Here is a 14,556-nt window from a genome sequence, read left to right on the forward strand (position 1 = left end):
TTTCGCGAAGGCCGCCGGTGCGGAGCATCAGCCCGCCGGCGCATCGTGGCCGCCTATAGCACAGTCTAATCCCGAGGCAAACGCTTTCGCAATCGCGGATAATGTGCCGTCCCGCACGGATCGCCGGCCAGCCTCAGATCATCGCCATGCCGCCGTTCACATGCAGAGTTGCGCCGGTGACGTAGCCAGCCTCGGCGCTCGCCAGATAGAGCGTGGCGGAGGCGATCTCGTCCGGGTTGCCCATGCGGCCGGCAGGAATCTGCGCTGAGATCCGCGCCTTCTGATCGTCGGTCAGCTTGTCGGTCATCGCCGTCGCAATAAAGCCCGGCGCGACGCAATTCACCGTGATACCCCGGCTCGCGACCTCCTGGGCGAGCGACTTCGACATGCCCGTCAGACCGGCCTTTGTCGCGCAGTAATTGCCCTGACCGGGATTGCCCGTCGTGCCGACGATCGAGGTCACGTTGACGATCCGCCCCCAGCGCGCCTTCATCATGCCCCTCAGAACCCCGCGGCACAGCCGGAAGGTCGCGGTCAGGTTGACGTCGATGACCTGCTGCCACTCCTCGTCCGACATTCGCATGAAGAGATTGTCGCGCGTGATCCCGGCGTTGTTCACGAGGATATCGACCGCCCCCATCGCCTCGACCGCTTGCTTGGGCAGGGCCTCCACCGCCTCGGGATCGGAGAGGTTGCAGGGCAGAACATGCGCGCGCTCACCGAGTTCGCCGGCCAGCTCCTTAAGCGGCGCCTCGCGCGTTCCGGACAGGCCAACCGTGGCGCCGGCGCCGTGCAGCGCCGTTGCGATTGCGCCGCCGATCCCGCCCGACGCGCCGGTTACGAGCGCCGCCTTTCCCGTCAGATCGAACATGCGCCTCTCCTTTTCTTACGCAAATACCTCGGGTGGGATTGGGGAGGGCACCGCTCTCCGCGTCGCCTCAGCCTTTCGCGGCCTGAACGTCTTCCGGGTTGCCGACGGCGCGCGTCTCGGCTTCCTTCGCGATCCGGCGGATCATGCCCGATAGCGCCTTGCCCGCGCCGACCTCCCAGAACTCCGTTACACCCTTTGATACCATGAACTCCACGCTCTCACGCCAGCGGACCGATCCCGTGACCTGCTCCACCAGAAGGCTGCGGATGGTCGCCGGGTCTGTCACGTCATGCGCGGTCACGTTGGCAACCAGCGGAACTGCCGGCTCCTCTATGTGGACGTGGCTCAAGGCATCGGCCATCGCCGCCGCCGCAGGCCCCATGAGCGCACAGTGGAAGGGCGCGGAAACCGGCAGGAGCAGCGCTCGCTTCGCCCCCTTGGACTTGGCGATCTCCACCGCCCGCTCGACCGCGCCGCGGTGACCCGAAACGACCACCTGTCCGGGGTCGTTGTCGTTCGCCGCCTGGCAGATCTCGCCCTTTGCGGCTTCCTTCGCCACCGCCGTGGCCGTGTGGAAATCGAGGCCCAGAAGTGCTGCCATCGCACCCTGGCCGACCGGCACGGCCCCCTGCATCGCCTTGCCGCGCAGCCTCAGAAGCTTTGCGGTATCTGCGATTGTCAGGCTGCCTGCGGCACAAAGCGCCGAATACTCGCCAAGGCTGTGTCCCGCGACGTAAGCCGCAGACGTGACGGCGATCCCCTCGGCCTCGAGAGCCCGCATTGCCGCGATCGAGGTCGCCATCAGCGCGGGCTGGGCGTTCTCGGTCAGCGTCAGAGTGTCTTGTTCGCCGTCCCAGATCAGGGCGGAGAGCTTTTCGCCCAAAGCCTCGTCAACCTCGTCGAAGACCGCCTTTGCGGCGGGATAGGCTTCGGCCAGCGCGTGCCCCATGCCGATCACCTGCGCTCCCTGGCCCGGAAATACGAATGCGCGCATCGCGATGCCCCTCCCAATGACGTTCAACACTCCGATAGCGCGGGACGCACAGCTTTACCAGCCCGGAGCGCGCAGCAAGCCCGCCGCTTGCATCGCGTCGCGATCCATGTATAAGGCCCCATCCTTCCGCATTCATGGGAACCGGCGTAGCCTCTCGTGGCGGGTCGCGGAGGGTCGATACCCGCCGTTGAAGCCGCCTGAAAAGTCAGGAGAACGCATGCCGCTTTACGAGCATGTCCTCATCGCGCGTCAGGACCTTTCCAACGCGCAGGCCGAAGGCCTCGTCGAACATTTCTCCACTGTGCTTGCAGACAACGGCGGCAAGGTCGTCGATCACGAGTACTGGGGCGTCAAGACGATGGCCTACAAGATCAACAAGAACCGCAAGGGTCACTACGCCTTCCTGCGCACCGACGCGCCGTCGGACGCCGTTCAGGAAATGGAGCGCCTCGCCCGTCTGCATGATGACGTGATGCGCGTTATGTCGATCAAGGTCGACAAGCACGAGGATGGTCCCTCGGTGCAGATGCAGAAGCGTGATGACCGCGACCGTGGCGACCGCCGCGACCGTCGCTGATCTGAGCCTCGAGGAAAGGAGCCCAACACATGGCGAACAAGCCGTTTTTCCGCCGCCGCAAGGTCTGTCCCTTCTCGGGCGACAACGCGCCGAAGATCGACTACAAGGATGTCCGTCTTCTGCAGCGCTACATCTCCGAGCGCGGCAAGATCGTACCCGCCCGCATCACCGCCGTTTCGGCGAAGAAGCAGCGTGAACTGGCCCGCGCCATCAAGCGCGCGCGCTTCCTCGCGCTGCTGCCCTATGCCGTAAAGTAAGGAGACACGACGATGCAAGTGATCCTTCTCGAACGCGTGGCCAAGCTTGGCCAGATGGGCGAAGTCGTCAAGGTCAAGGACGGCTACGCGCGCAACTTCCTGCTGCCCCAAGGCAAGGCGCTCCGCGCCTCGGAAGACAACATCAAGAGCTTCGAGTCTCAGAAGGCCCAGCTCGAAGCCCAGAACCTCGAGACCCGCAAGGAGGCCGAGAAGGTCGCCGAGAAACTCGACGGCCAGACCTTCATCGTGATTCGGTCGGCCTCCGACGCGGGTGCGCTTTACGGCTCGGTCACGCCGCGCGATGTGGCCGATGCAACCATCGACGCGGGCTTCACTGTCGACCGCAAGCAGATGGTCCTAAGCCGGCCGATCAAGGAGCTTGGTCTGCACGAGGTCGAAATCGTGCTGCACCCGGAGGTCTCGGCGACGATCACGCTGAACGTCGCGCGCTCGAACGAAGAGGCCGAACTTCAGGCCGCAGGCAAGTCGATCCAGGACCTCGCACATGCGGAACAGGAAGCCGCGGAATTCGAGATCGCCGAACTTTTCGACGATATCGGTGCCGCGGGACAGGACCTCGGCGAAGCCGAGCAGCCCGAAGTCGAACCGCGCCCGGAGTAATCCGGGACTTCCCCCGCAAAACAGAGAACCGCGCCCTTCCGGCGCGGTTTTTTCTTGCGCCTGTCACTCAGCCACGCTGGAGTGCTTCGCGGAACATTGCGGCCGCTCGGATACCGGCACCGAACCCCCCACTCCGCCCGGCGCGCTTCCGGATAGTGTCCGATCCGTCCCGAAGGCGGACATCTGGCGCTATCTTCGGGCAGGGGCGTCCCGGGACCGTTCTCTTCGGCGAGCGTTCTTCCGAACGCCTTGTCCCGGCGCCGCAATCACGCGCATTCGCCATTGACGCGCGATTTGCGGGCCGCCGCCGCCAGATCGATTCTGGCGGAATCTTCTCAAAAAACGTCGGAATCGCCTTTGGCTTTGACCTTATCAGACTTACCATCTGCCGGCGGGCAACGCGTCATGGCGATGCGGTTGGCCGCAACCCCCGGATGGCGTTGCCCTCGGGGAAACATGGGAGGCGCGCAGATGATCCTTTATCCTACGATCGAATTGATGAACGGCCGGTGTGTGAGTTTGCATCGGGGCAGGCTGGAGGAGCCGTCGATCTGGCATGTCGATCCGGTCGCGAAGGCGCAGGAATTCGCCCATGCCGGCGCGGAATGGATGCATGTCACCGATTTCGACGCGATGCAGGGCAAGGACATCAACCGTCAGACGGTGCTGAACATCATCCGGGGCGCGGGCATCCCGGTGCAACTCGGTGGCGGCTTCCGATCGCGTGACCGGATCGAGGAGTGGATCGATCTTGGCGCGGGCCGCATCGTCGTTGGCACGTTGGCCGCGAACAATCCGCACCTGGTCAAGGAACTCGCCGACCATCACCCCGACCAGATCGTGCTGGCCGTCGATATCTGGAAAGGCCATGTCCTGATCGAGGGCTGGAAGCAGCAGAGCGTCTACACGCCGGAAGGCTTCGTGGACGCGTTCAAGGGCACGCCCTTCGCCGCGATGATCGTCACGGATATCGACGCCGACCTAGATGAATCCGACCGCTCGCTCGGTTTGATCTCAAAGATCGCCGACAAGTCGAAGGTGCCGGTCATCGCCTCGGGGATCGTCCGCACGCTCGATGACATCTCGCGGCTGAGGCTGCTCGGCTCGGTGTCGGGCGCGATCGTGGGGCGGGCGCTTTACCACAAGACGCTCGATCTCGGCGAGGCGCTGAAAGAGGCGCGGCCTGACACCTCGCACGTGGCGGAGTTCATCTGACGGACGCGGGCCAAATGGCAAGTTGGCAGGTCGCTGGGTTCTAGCCGGCGTTGCGCCGAGGTTCGACAAGCGCCTTGGGACGGATCATCTGAGCGCCGTCCGCGCGCAGGATCATCGGCCGTAGGAGCGGCACGAGGAGCGCCATTGGGCCACTTGCGCGGAAGTCGATTTCCAGCCCGGCGGATGTCAGGTTCGAGCCCGACAACGAATAGGTGCAGATCGCGGTGACTGGGCCCCGAACGGAGCGACCGCCGAGCCGGCGTTGAGGTTAGCACTCAATCCCTTCGCTCGCGCGGCGTTTGCCGCAGGCGTGAAAGATCGGCACCGCGCCCGGGCTGAGCGGGGAACCACCGTCGGTTTGCAAGGCTGCGACGTTGCCTATCCATTGCGCCATATCGTCCGGCGTTGTGAGATTGTGCCAAAGGGTGGCGCTTTCGTCGATTCCTCGTTGAATGTCGCGAGCGCATTGTAGCGGGGCGCCGGAACGACCGGCTTGAAGATCACGGAAGTTCGTGCGGAGCGAAGACGACATGCTTGCCGAGGCCGAAACCGGGATTGGCGCGGCGTTCGGCGAGATGGCGCTGGGGTGGAGCCCGCACAGTCGAAGGACTTCTCGGATGAAATGGGGCCGGTCGTAGAATCCGAACGCATGGACGAGTTCGGTCCGGTCGACGTCTGAGCGCGGGTCGGCGCCATATTCTATGCGGACCTGGGCGAGCCAGTTGTAGTTGAGAACACCGAAGGCGGCGCTGCCGCCGGAAACTGCGGGAACGTGAACGGCGCGTCCGGGACGCGGCAAGTCTTCGCCCAGCCGGCGCGATCGGCAAGGGTCAAGCGGGGTTTTCACTGTCCAGACGCTCGGATAGAAGGAGCGGAACGAAACCGAATGCCGGAGGTAGCATGCGTCGGGTCGTCGTAACGGGTCTTGGTATGGTCACGCCGCTGGCGTGCGGCGTCGAGGAAACCTGGAGCCGGCTGGTCGCGGGACAATCAGGCGCGGGACCGATCACCCGGTTCGACACGTCGAATGTCACGACAACCTATGCCTGCGAGATCCCGATGGGAGACGGCACGGACGGCACCTTCAATCCCGACGACTGGATGGAGCCCAAGGACCGGCGCAAGGTCGACGATTTCATCCTCTACGGAATGGCCGCGGCCGACCAGGCGGTGAAGGATGCCGGCTGGACGCCCGAGGACGAAGAAAGCCGGATGCGCACCGGCGTGATGATCGGGTCGGGCATCGGCGGGCTGTCGTCGATTGCTGACACGGCGGTCCTGATCAAGGAGAAGGGGCCGAAGCGCGTTTCGCCGTTCTTCATCCCCGGAGCGTTGATCAATCTCGTCTCGGGTCAGGTCTCGATAAGGTACGGATTCAAGGGACCGAACCACGCAGTTGTCACCGCTTGTTCGACCGGCGCCCACGCGATTGGCGACGCGGCGCGGCTGATTCAATGGGGCGATGCCGACGTGATGATCGCAGGCGGCGCGGAGAGCCCGATTTCCGAGATCGGGATCGCGGGCTTCAACGCCTGCAAGGCGTTGTCGACGAAGCGGCCCGAAGATCCGACAAAGGCCTCGCGGCCCTATGACGCCGATCGCGACGGGTTCGTGATGGGCGAGGGCGCGGGCGTCGTCGTGCTCGAGGAATACGGGCACGCCAAGGCACGCGGCGCGAAGATCTACGCCGAGATACTGGGTTATGGCCTAAGCGGTGACGCCTATCACATCACCGCGCCCTCCGAAGACGGCGACGGCGCCTATCGCTGCATGAAGGCGGCGCTGGCCCGGGCGGAATTGGAGCCGTCAGAGATCGACTACATCAATGCCCACGGCACCTCCACCATGGCAGACACGATCGAGCTTGGCGCGGTTGAGCGGCTAATGGGCAACGCAGCCGCGAAGGCGACGATGTCCTCGACGAAATCGGCGATCGGTCACTTGCTGGGAGCGGCGGGTGCGGTCGAGGCAATCTTCTGCGTTCTGGCGCTGCGCGACCAGGTGGCGCCGCCGACAATCAACCTCGACAATCCGGCGGTCGAACCGAAGCTCGATCTGGCGCCGAACGCGGCCGTGAAACGCGAGATCAACGTGGCGCTGTCGAATTCTTTCGGCTTCGGAGGCACGAATGCCTCGCTTATCATGGGGCGGGCGCGGGACTAATGTGGCGGGCCATCGCTTCGAACTTCCTGACCGTGGCCATTGTGATGCTGGCCGCCGTGGCGGCGGCGATCGCGTGGGGCAAGAACCAGTATTCCGGACTTGGGCCTTTGACCGAGGCGATCTGCTTCAAGGTCGAGCGGGGCGCGACCATGCGGGGCGTGGCCCAATCGCTCAAGGAAGAGGGCGCGATCCGGTCGGACTACATCTTCCGTGTCGGCGCGGACTATGAAGGCAAGGCGGGCGACCTGAAGGCAGGATCGTTCCTGATCGGGCCCGGGGAATCGATGGCTGGCATCGTCGGGGCAATCACCAAAAGCGGCCAGTCGACCTGCGGCACCGAGGTGAACTACCGCATCGGGGTCAACGACGCAGAGATGCTGATGCGCGAACTCGATCCCGCGACGAACCGCTATGCAGAGGTCGCCAAGTTCGATCCCGCCGCCGAGGCCGCGCCGCAGACCTATGTCGACCGGCTGGAGGACCCCGATCTGAGGTTCCGCGTGACGCTCGCCGAGGGCGTCACGAGCTGGCAGGTGGTCGAGGCGCTGAAGCGCGCCGACTTCCTTGACGGTGAGCCGGGCGAGGTGCCTCCGGAGGGCACGCTCGCGCCTGACAGCTACGAGGTGACGAAGGGCGTAGCGCGGGCGGAGATTCTGAACCAGATGTCGACGCGGCAGGAACAGGTTCTAGCCGAGCTCTGGCCTGGACGGTCGGACGATCTGCCTTATTCGACGCCCGAAGAGGCGTTGATCATGGCGTCGATCGTCGAAAAGGAAACCGGCGTGCCGGAAGAGCGGCCCCTGGTCGCGAGCGTGTTCGTCAACCGGCTGAGAGAGGGCATGAAGCTGCAGACCGATCCGACTGTGATCTACGGGCTTACCAAGGGGCAGGGCGTGCTGGGCCGCGGGCTCAGGCAGAGCGAACTGCGCGGACGGACGCCGTGGAACACCTATGTCATCGACGGGCTGCCACCGACCCCGATCGCCAATCCGGGCCGTGAGAGCATTGCAGCGGCGCTGAACCCCGAAAGCTCCGACTTCCTGTTCTTCGTGGCTGACGGCACGGGCGGGCACGTTTTCGCCCAAACCCTGGCCGAGCACAACGAGAACGTCGCGCGTTGGCGCGCGATCGAGGCGGAGCAGGAGGCCGAACAGGAGGCGGGGCAGTAGGTGGCGTTGCCGTTAGCGTTTCGGCGTACGGTTCATTAACTATCTGATAATAATAAATTTATTGACTTCGCGAACGGACCCGGATATACCTTCGGGCATGCTAGAAGAAGTGGGCAAGCGGCCGAGGGGCAACCCTCTGGCCGCTTTTCCGTTTCGCTCGTGCGGACAGGCATGAGAGGCGGGCACTGACTGAATGACAACGGGGAATGCGGTCGAAGGGCCGAAAGACCAGTCCATGGTCGATCAGGCCGTGGGGCTTCTCGGGGCGCTGATCGCGGAGATCGATGCCGCGATGGAGCGACTGAAACGGAATCAATTCGACGAGCTAAAGGAGGCCACGCGGTCCTGCCGGGATCTGCGGCAGGCGCTTCTGATGGTCTTCGAGGAAAGGGCGAAGGTTGCGAAACTCGACAAGCTGGAAGCCGGAGTCGCCTACGACTACGCGCTCGACCTCGATGCGGCCCGGGATGAAATCGGCCGCCGCCTGGCTCGCCTCCGCGACGCCGGAGATGGTGGATGAGTTCCTTGCGGGGCTGTCGGACGAGGCGCTGATGGCGCTGCCCTGGCTCTTCGAGTTCTGGGCGCTGCCGCACCAGTTGCCACCGGAGGGCGCTTGGAAGACCTGGGTCATCATGGGCGGACGCGGCGCGGGCAAAACGCGCGCCGGCGCCGAGTGGGTCCGGTCGCAGGTCGAGGGGCCACGGCCGCTGGACCCCGGTCAGGCCCGGCGGGTGGCGCTGGTCGGCGAGACGGTGGATCAGGTCCGCGAGGTCATGATCTTCGGGGATAGCGGAATCCTCGACGTGTCGCCGCCCGACCGGAAGCCGGTCTGGGAGGCGACGCGCAAGCGCCTCGTCTGGCCGAACGGGGCGGTGGGCGAAGTCTATTCCGCCTTCAGCCCTGACAGTCTGCGTGGCCCGCAATTCGACGCCGCTTGGGTCGATGAGCTGGCAAAGTGGCAGAAGGCACAGGAAACCTGGGACATGCTGCAATTTGCGCTGCGTCTCGGCACTCATCCGCAGCAGGTCGTCACGACGACGCCAAAGAACGTGGGCGTGCTGAAAGCGATCCTGCAGAACCCCTCGACCGTGCTTACGCAGGCGCCGACGGAAGCGAACAAGGCCTATCTGGCGGCGTCATTCATTGAAGAGGTGCGAGCGCGCTATGCGGGCACGCGGCTGGGCCGGCAGGAACTGGACGGCGTGCTTTTGGAGGATGCGGAAGGGGCGCTCTGGACCACGGGCGGGCTTGAGGCCTGCCGGTCCAGGGCGCCCGAGCGGCTGAGTCGGATCGTCGTGGCGGTCGATCCGCCGGTTACCGGGCACAAGGGATCGGACGAATGCGGCATCGTCGTCGTGGGGGCGGTGACCGATGGGCCGCCGTCGGAGTGGCGGGCCTGGGTTCTGGAGGATGCCTCGGTGAGCGCGGCGAGCCCCGATACCTGGGCGCGGGCGGCGGTCGCGGCGATGGAGCGGCACGGCGCGGACCGGTTGGTGGCGGAAGTCAACCAGGGCGGGGCACTCGTCGAAAGCGTCGTGCGACAGGTCGATCCGACGGTGGCCTACCGGGCGGTCCACGCATCGCGCGGCAAGGTCGCGCGGGCCGAGCCGGTGGCGGCGCTTTACGAGCAGGGGCGGGTTCAGCATGTGCGGGGGCTCGGGCCGCTCGAGGACCAGATGTGCCGCATGACGGCGCGTGGCTTTGAAGGCAACGGATCGCCCGACCGGGTGGATGCGCTGGTCTGGGCGCTGACCGAGCTGATCGTGGAGCCGGCGGCGAAGTGGCGGAGACCGCAGGTCAGGCGCTTGTGACGCGCGCCGGACGGGGGGCTGTCTGCCCCCCGCGCCCCGGATCGGGTCCGGGGCTCCCCCAAAGGCATTTCGGCCAAGATGAAGAGCGGGCCTGAGGTCGAGGCCGGCGGGTCCCGATGCGGGCGGACACAGGAGAATTGCGATGGCATGGAATTTCTTCCGGCGCGCCGAGGGCGCGGTTCCGGAGCAGAAGGCTTCGGCCACGGGGCGGGTCGTGGCCTGGGGATCGTCGGGCCGCGTGGCATGGTCGCCGCGGGACGCGGTGAGCCTGACGAAGACTGGGTTCTCGGGCAATCCGGTCGGCTTTCGGGCGGTGAAGCTGATCGCCGAGGCGGCCGCCGCCCTGCCGCTGATCTGCCAGGATGGGGAGCGGCGCTACGATGTGCATCCGGTGATCGAGCTGATGCGCCGGCCCAATCCGGGTCAGGGGCGGGCGGAGCTGTTCGAGGCGTTGTACGGTCAGCTTCTGCTGAGCGGGAACGGCTATGTCGAAGCTGTAGGCGGCGGTCTGCCAACGGAGCTGCACATCCTGCGTTCGGACCGGATGAGCCTCGTGCCGGGAGCGGATGGCTGGCCGGTGGCCTATGACTACACGGTCGGCGGGCGCAAGCATCGCTTCGACATGACCGGGCCGGTCGATCCGGTCTGCCACATCAAGTCGTTTCATCCGCAGGACGACCATTATGGTCTGTCGCCGATGCAGGCGGCGGCGGTGGCGGTGGATGTCCACAATTCGGCGTCGAGCTGGTCGAAGGCGCTTCTGGACAATGCCGCGCGGCCCTCGGGGGCGATCGTCTACAAGGGCGCGGACGGGCAGGCTCAGCTGTCGGGCGACCAGTACGACCGGCTGATCCATGAGATGGAGATGCACCATCAGGGGGCGCGGAACGCGGGCCGCCCGATGCTGCTGGAAGGCGGGCTCGACTGGAAGCCGATGGGCTTTTCGCCTTCGGACATGGAGTTCCAGAAGACCAAGGAGGCGGCGGCGCGCGAGATCGCAGTGGCCTTCGGAGTGCCGCCGATGCTTCTGGGCATTCCAGGGGACGCGACCTACGCCAACTACCAGGAGGCGAACCGCGCGTTCTATCGGCTGACGATCCTGCCGCTTGCGACGCGGGTCACGGCGGCGGTCAGCTACTGGCTGTCAACGCATCTCGGCGAACATATCGAGCTGCGACCCGATCTGGACCAGGTGCCCGCGCTCGCAGCCGAACGGGATCAGCAGTGGAGGCGCGTCGGCGAGGCGGCGTTCCTGACCGATGCCGAGAAGCGGAGCATTCTCGGCCTGCCGCCCCTCGCGGACGAGGGCTAACGATGGCCGGGGCGGGGTCGCGCTATCTCAAGGAGCCGTTCGAGTGCGCCCATGAGCACCGCTTTGAGGCCACCGAAAGGATCATGGCCCTGCAGTTCGAGACGGTCGAGAAACGGCTGGAGCGGATCGAGGCGATGATCCTCGGGGTCGAAAAGCGGCTTTGGATGACGGTCTTCGGGGTCGTCGGAGTGATCCTTAGTCAAGCGGTGCAGTCGGTGATTGAATTCGGGCCGAAATAGGAAATATCACATGATGACAAGTGATTACGGGTTGGAGATGAAGTTCTGCCGGCTGGGTGAGGACATTGCCGTCACGGATGGCTGCAGGATCGAGGGCTACGCTTCGCTTTTTGGCATCACAGATCAGGGCGGCGATGTCGTGATGCCCGGCGCCTACGGTAAGTCGCTCGCCCGGATGAAGACGGAAGGCCGGACGGTGAGGATGCTGTGGCAGCACGATCCCGCCCAGCCGATCGGCGTCTGGGATGAGATCGTCGAGGACAGGCGTGGGCTGAAGGTCAAGGGCCGTCTTCTGACCGAGGTCGAGAGGGGGCGCGAGGCGGCGGCCCTGGTTACGGCGGGCGCGATCGACGGTCTGTCCATCGGCTACCGCACGGTAACGGCGGAGAAGGACGCGAAGGGGCTACGGCTTCTTCGCGAGGTGGAGCTTTGGGAGGTGTCCCTGGTGACCTTTCCGATGCTTCCCGAGGCGCGGTTCGGGGCAAAAGGCGATTCGCCAGAAGCCATCGAACTGCGTGAACTGGCGGCGCTGTTCGATCAGGCGCGCCGGACAGTCGCGGGCCGATGAATCAGCCCGTGCGACGCAACCCCTGACTTGAGGTGATGGGTATGAAGAAGACCGAGACGAAGGCTCGGGCCGGGGAAGGCGTGTCCGACGCGCCGGCCGAGGAGGTGAAGTCTGCGCTGCAGGGTTTCCTGAGCGAGTTCAAGGGCTTTCAGGACGACATGAAATCGAAGCTGCAACAACAGGAAGAGCGACTGACCATGCTGGATCGCAAATCGTACACTCCCGGGCGCCCGGTTCTTTCGACGGCCGTCGACTGCGAGGCGCCTCACAAAAAGGCGTTCGCGGCCTATCTGCGTTCGGGCGATGACGATGGGCTCCGAGGGCTGACCCTTGAGGGCAAGGCGTTGAACTCGCAAGTGAATGCAGAGGGCGGGTTCCTCGTCGATCCGCAAACGTCCGACCGTATCCGGGGCGTGTTGAAGTCGACCTCCTCGCTGCGCGCCATCGCGAATGTCGTGAGCGTCGAGGCGACCTCGTTCGACGTCCTCGTTGATCACACCGATCTCGGCTCGGGCTGGGCAACAGAAACCGGCTCGATCAGCGAGACGGGGACGCCGCAGATCGACCGCATATCGATCCCGCTGCACGAGTTGTCGGCGATGCCGAAGGCGAGCCAGCGTCTGCTGGACGACAGCGCTTTCGATGTCGAGGGTTGGCTCGCCGAGCGGATCGCGGACAAGTTCTCGCGCGCCGAGGCGCAGGCGTTCATTTCGGGCGACGGGCTGGACAAGCCGAAGGGCTTCCTGACCCACAGTGCGGTGGACAATGGAGTCTGGGCCTGGGGATCGCTCGGCTATGTGCCGACGGGGGCTGCAGGCGATTTCTCGGCCACCAATGCGTCGGACGCGATCATCGACCTCGTCTACGCGCTGAACGCCGAGTACCGAGCGAACGCAAGTTTCGCGATGAACTCGAAGACCGCAGGTGCAGTGCGGAAGATGAAGGATGCCGATGGTCGGTTCCTGTGGTCGGACGGTCTTGCCGCCGGCGAGCCCGCGCGGCTCATGGGCTATCCGGTGCTGGTGGCCGAGGACATGCCGGATATTGGCACTGACGCCTATGCCATCGCCTTCGGCGATTTCTACAATGGCTACACGATCGCCGAGCGACCTGACATGCGGGTGCTGCGCGATCCGTTCTCGGCCAAGCCGCATGTCCTCTTCTACGCCTCCAAGCGCGTGGGCGGCGACGTGAGCGACTTTGCCGCAATCAAGCTTCTGAAATTCGCCGTCTCGTAAGAGGCTCGCGAGTTGGTCGGGGCTTTCGGGTCCCGGCCGTTCGGGCGCGGGTCGCCTTTGCCCTCGTGTTGTCTAGCTGCTCCCTCCGTCCGAGCAATGCGAGGTTGGCCCGCGTCCGTCTTTCAAGGCGAGGGGCGCGACGATCGGAGATATCCATGATGCTGAGCGAAATGACACCGGTGCCGCAGGCGGTCTTGCCGGTGGCGGAATTCAAGGACCATCTGCGGCTTGGCACCGGGTTCGCCGATGACGGGTCGCAGGATGCGCTAGTCGAAAGCTATCTCAGGGCGGCCCTGGCGGCTGTGGAAGGGAGGATCGGCAAGGCGCTGATCTCGCGGGACCATCTGTTGGAGCTGAATGCGTGGCGTTGGCCAGATTGCCAGGCCTTTCCGGTGGCGCCAGTCAGCGCGGTTGTGTCGGTCACAGTGAGGGACCGCGACGGCGTGGCCGATCTGATCGACCCTTCGCGGTACCGGCTGGAGCGGGATGCGCACCGGCCGAAGATCGTGGCCAATGGCGCGCTCTTGCCGGGGATCCCGGTGGGTGGGGTGGCCGAAGTGGTCTTCACTGCGGGCTTCGGGCCGGCCTGGTCCGATGTGCCGGTGGACCTCGGGCAGGCGGCGTTTCTTCTGGCGGCGCAGTATCACGAGAACCGGCACGAGGCCGGGACCGGACAGGCGATGCCCTTCGGCGTCATGGCCTTGATCGAGCGGTGGCGGACGGTGCGCGTTCTTGGCGGGGGTGCGGCATGAGCGCGCCGAGGCTGAACCGGAAGCTGGTGCTTGAAGAGGCGCAGCGCGTGCCGGACGGCGCAGGCGGCTGGACACTGAACTGGGTCGCTTTGGGCGCGCTGTGGGCCGAGGTCGATCCCGGCTCAGGCCGAGAGCGGGCGGGGGAATTCGTGACCGTCTCGTCGGTCGGCTACAAGATCACTGTGCGGGCGACTCCGCAGGGCGCGCCGTCTCGGCCGAAGCCCGATCAGCGGTTCAGGGACGGGACGCGGATCTTCCGCATCACCGCCGTCACGGAAGCCGATGCCGGCGGGCATTACCTGACCTGCTTCGCGCAGGAGGAGGTTGTGGCATGAGCTACGGAGCGGCGGCCGCGTTGCAGGCGGCGATCTACCAGCGGCTGACGGCGGATTCGGCGTTGGACGCCCTTGTCTCGGGCGCGATCTACGATGCGGTGCCGCCGGGGACGGTGACGGGGACCTATGTCTCGATCGGGCCCGAGGACGTGCGCGATGCTTCCGATCAAGTCAGCCGGGGCGCATTTCATGAGTTTACGGTCTCCGTCGTGACTGATCAGGCGGGATTTCAGAACGCCAAGGCTGTGGCCGCTGCGGTGTCGGATGCGCTGACCGGGGCGACGCTGATCCTGGCGCGCGGGCGGCTCGTGGGGATCTGGTTCCTGGCGGCGCGGGCGCGGCGAGTCGAGAAGGCGGATGTGCGGCGGATCGACCTGACCTTCAGAGCGCGGATCGAGGACTGAGGCTGAGGCTCCGGGCCTGACCCGGGACTG

The 14,556-nt window shown here is 65.5% G+C and carries 17 protein-coding genes; 15 read left to right on the plus strand and 2 right to left on the minus strand.

Annotation, left to right across the window (positions count from 1 at the left end; all coding sequences use genetic code 11):
* Positions 1-133: 133 nt before the first annotated feature.
* Together fabG and fabD are read right to left on the minus strand one after the other, a co-directional pair.
* A complete protein-coding gene (gene fabG, locus DEA8626_RS05565; protein ID WP_108852034.1) occupies positions 134-871 on the minus strand; it encodes a 3-oxoacyl-[acyl-carrier-protein] reductase in 738 nt (245 codons plus the stop codon).
* Between the two features lie 67 nt (positions 872-938).
* Entirely contained in the window at positions 939-1,865 is a 927-nt protein-coding gene (fabD, locus tag DEA8626_RS05570) for an ACP S-malonyltransferase (protein WP_108852035.1), read from the minus strand.
* 217 nt (positions 1,866-2,082) lie between these two features.
* Here fabD and rpsF point away from each other — a divergent pair, with 217 nt between their 5' ends.
* From rpsF to DEA8626_RS05650, 15 genes are all read left to right on the plus strand, one after another.
* On the plus strand, positions 2,083-2,442 hold the full coding sequence (gene rpsF / locus DEA8626_RS05575; RefSeq protein ID WP_108852036.1) for a 30S ribosomal protein S6: 360 nt from the start codon (positions 2,083-2,085) through the stop codon (positions 2,440-2,442).
* A 29-nt stretch (positions 2,443-2,471) separates the two neighbouring features.
* Positions 2,472-2,699, plus strand: a complete 228-nt coding sequence (rpsR, locus tag DEA8626_RS05580; RefSeq protein WP_105514010.1) for a 30S ribosomal protein S18 — start codon at positions 2,472-2,474, stop codon at positions 2,697-2,699.
* A gap of 12 nt (positions 2,700-2,711) precedes the next feature.
* Positions 2,712-3,320, plus strand: a complete 609-nt coding sequence (rplI, locus tag DEA8626_RS05585; RefSeq protein ID WP_108852037.1) for a 50S ribosomal protein L9 — start codon at positions 2,712-2,714, stop codon at positions 3,318-3,320.
* 471 nt (positions 3,321-3,791) lie between these two features.
* Entirely contained in the window at positions 3,792-4,535 is a 744-nt protein-coding gene (locus DEA8626_RS05590) for a 1-(5-phosphoribosyl)-5-[(5-phosphoribosylamino)methylideneamino]imidazole-4-carboxamide isomerase (RefSeq protein WP_108853332.1), read from the plus strand.
* A gap of 900 nt (positions 4,536-5,435) precedes the next feature.
* Entirely contained in the window at positions 5,436-6,698 is a 1,263-nt protein-coding gene (fabF, locus tag DEA8626_RS05600) for a beta-ketoacyl-ACP synthase II (protein ID WP_108852039.1), read from the plus strand.
* Positions 6,698-7,867, plus strand: coding sequence for an endolytic transglycosylase MltG (gene mltG / locus DEA8626_RS05605; protein WP_108852040.1), 1,170 nt, complete (start codon positions 6,698-6,700; stop codon positions 7,865-7,867). Before fabF ends, mltG begins: the two co-directional genes overlap by 1 nt.
* Positions 7,868-8,060: 193 nt before the next feature.
* Positions 8,061-8,387, plus strand: a complete 327-nt coding sequence (locus DEA8626_RS05610) for a hypothetical protein (RefSeq protein ID WP_108852041.1) — start codon at positions 8,061-8,063, stop codon at positions 8,385-8,387.
* Complete coding sequence (locus tag DEA8626_RS05615; protein ID WP_181366363.1) at positions 8,335-9,678, plus strand: DNA-packaging protein; 1,344 nt, start codon at positions 8,335-8,337, stop codon at positions 9,676-9,678. The genes DEA8626_RS05610 and DEA8626_RS05615 overlap by 53 nt, the downstream gene beginning before the upstream one ends.
* 142 nt (positions 9,679-9,820) lie before the next feature.
* Positions 9,821-10,990 (plus strand): phage portal protein, encoded by a 1,170-nt coding sequence (locus DEA8626_RS05620; RefSeq protein ID WP_108852042.1) that lies wholly within the window; start codon positions 9,821-9,823, stop codon positions 10,988-10,990.
* A gap of 2 nt (positions 10,991-10,992) precedes the next feature.
* On the plus strand, positions 10,993-11,229 hold the full coding sequence (locus DEA8626_RS05625; protein WP_108852043.1) for a GTA head formation protein, RCAP_rcc01685 family: 237 nt from the start codon (positions 10,993-10,995) through the stop codon (positions 11,227-11,229).
* A gap of 13 nt (positions 11,230-11,242) precedes the next feature.
* Positions 11,243-11,797 carry an HK97 family phage prohead protease gene (locus DEA8626_RS05630; protein ID WP_108853334.1) on the plus strand — a complete coding sequence of 185 codons (555 nt, stop codon included), beginning with the start codon at positions 11,243-11,245 and terminating at the stop codon, positions 11,795-11,797.
* A gap of 41 nt (positions 11,798-11,838) precedes the next feature.
* On the plus strand, positions 11,839-13,035 hold the full coding sequence (locus tag DEA8626_RS05635) for a phage major capsid protein (protein WP_108852044.1): 1,197 nt from the start codon (positions 11,839-11,841) through the stop codon (positions 13,033-13,035).
* Between the two features lie 155 nt (positions 13,036-13,190).
* Positions 13,191-13,787: a head-tail connector protein gene (locus DEA8626_RS05640; protein WP_108852045.1), complete on the plus strand. Its 597-nt coding sequence runs from the start codon at positions 13,191-13,193 to the stop codon at positions 13,785-13,787.
* A complete protein-coding gene (locus tag DEA8626_RS05645) occupies positions 13,784-14,122 on the plus strand; it encodes a head-tail adaptor protein (protein ID WP_108852046.1) in 339 nt (112 codons plus the stop codon). The genes DEA8626_RS05640 and DEA8626_RS05645 overlap by 4 nt, the downstream gene beginning before the upstream one ends.
* Positions 14,119-14,526 (plus strand): DUF3168 domain-containing protein, encoded by a 408-nt coding sequence (locus tag DEA8626_RS05650; protein ID WP_108852047.1) that lies wholly within the window; start codon positions 14,119-14,121, stop codon positions 14,524-14,526. Before DEA8626_RS05645 ends, DEA8626_RS05650 begins: the two co-directional genes overlap by 4 nt.
* The last annotated feature ends 30 nt before the right edge of the window (positions 14,527-14,556 follow it).

Source organism: Defluviimonas aquaemixtae (assembly GCF_900302475.1).
Classification (GTDB): domain Bacteria; phylum Pseudomonadota; class Alphaproteobacteria; order Rhodobacterales; family Rhodobacteraceae; genus Albidovulum; species Albidovulum aquaemixtae.

Excerpts from the sequence above, each read along its gene's own strand:
- fabG (WP_108852034.1), bottom strand. The coding sequence starts at position 871 with ATGTTCGATCTGACGGGAAAGGCGGCGCTCGTAACCGGCGCGTCGGGC.
- fabD (WP_108852035.1), bottom strand. The coding sequence starts at position 1,865 with ATGCGCGCATTCGTATTTCCGGGCCAGGGAGCGCAGGTGATCGGCATG.
- rpsF (WP_108852036.1), top strand. The coding sequence starts at position 2,083 with ATGCCGCTTTACGAGCATGTCCTCATCGCGCGTCAGGACCTTTCCAAC.
- rpsR (WP_105514010.1), top strand. The coding sequence starts at position 2,472 with ATGGCGAACAAGCCGTTTTTCCGCCGCCGCAAGGTCTGTCCCTTCTCG.
- rplI (WP_108852037.1), top strand. The coding sequence starts at position 2,712 with ATGCAAGTGATCCTTCTCGAACGCGTGGCCAAGCTTGGCCAGATGGGC.
- DEA8626_RS05590 (WP_108853332.1), top strand. The coding sequence starts at position 3,792 with ATGATCCTTTATCCTACGATCGAATTGATGAACGGCCGGTGTGTGAGT.
- fabF (WP_108852039.1), top strand. The coding sequence starts at position 5,436 with ATGCGTCGGGTCGTCGTAACGGGTCTTGGTATGGTCACGCCGCTGGCG.
- mltG (WP_108852040.1), top strand. The coding sequence starts at position 6,698 with ATGTGGCGGGCCATCGCTTCGAACTTCCTGACCGTGGCCATTGTGATG.
- DEA8626_RS05610 (WP_108852041.1), top strand. The coding sequence starts at position 8,061 with ATGACAACGGGGAATGCGGTCGAAGGGCCGAAAGACCAGTCCATGGTC.
- DEA8626_RS05615 (WP_181366363.1), top strand. The coding sequence starts at position 8,335 with ATGAAATCGGCCGCCGCCTGGCTCGCCTCCGCGACGCCGGAGATGGTG.
- DEA8626_RS05620 (WP_108852042.1), top strand. The coding sequence starts at position 9,821 with ATGGCATGGAATTTCTTCCGGCGCGCCGAGGGCGCGGTTCCGGAGCAG.
- DEA8626_RS05625 (WP_108852043.1), top strand. The coding sequence starts at position 10,993 with ATGGCCGGGGCGGGGTCGCGCTATCTCAAGGAGCCGTTCGAGTGCGCC.
- DEA8626_RS05630 (WP_108853334.1), top strand. The coding sequence starts at position 11,243 with ATGACAAGTGATTACGGGTTGGAGATGAAGTTCTGCCGGCTGGGTGAG.
- DEA8626_RS05635 (WP_108852044.1), top strand. The coding sequence starts at position 11,839 with ATGAAGAAGACCGAGACGAAGGCTCGGGCCGGGGAAGGCGTGTCCGAC.
- DEA8626_RS05640 (WP_108852045.1), top strand. The coding sequence starts at position 13,191 with ATGATGCTGAGCGAAATGACACCGGTGCCGCAGGCGGTCTTGCCGGTG.
- DEA8626_RS05645 (WP_108852046.1), top strand. The coding sequence starts at position 13,784 with ATGAGCGCGCCGAGGCTGAACCGGAAGCTGGTGCTTGAAGAGGCGCAG.
- DEA8626_RS05650 (WP_108852047.1), top strand. The coding sequence starts at position 14,119 with ATGAGCTACGGAGCGGCGGCCGCGTTGCAGGCGGCGATCTACCAGCGG.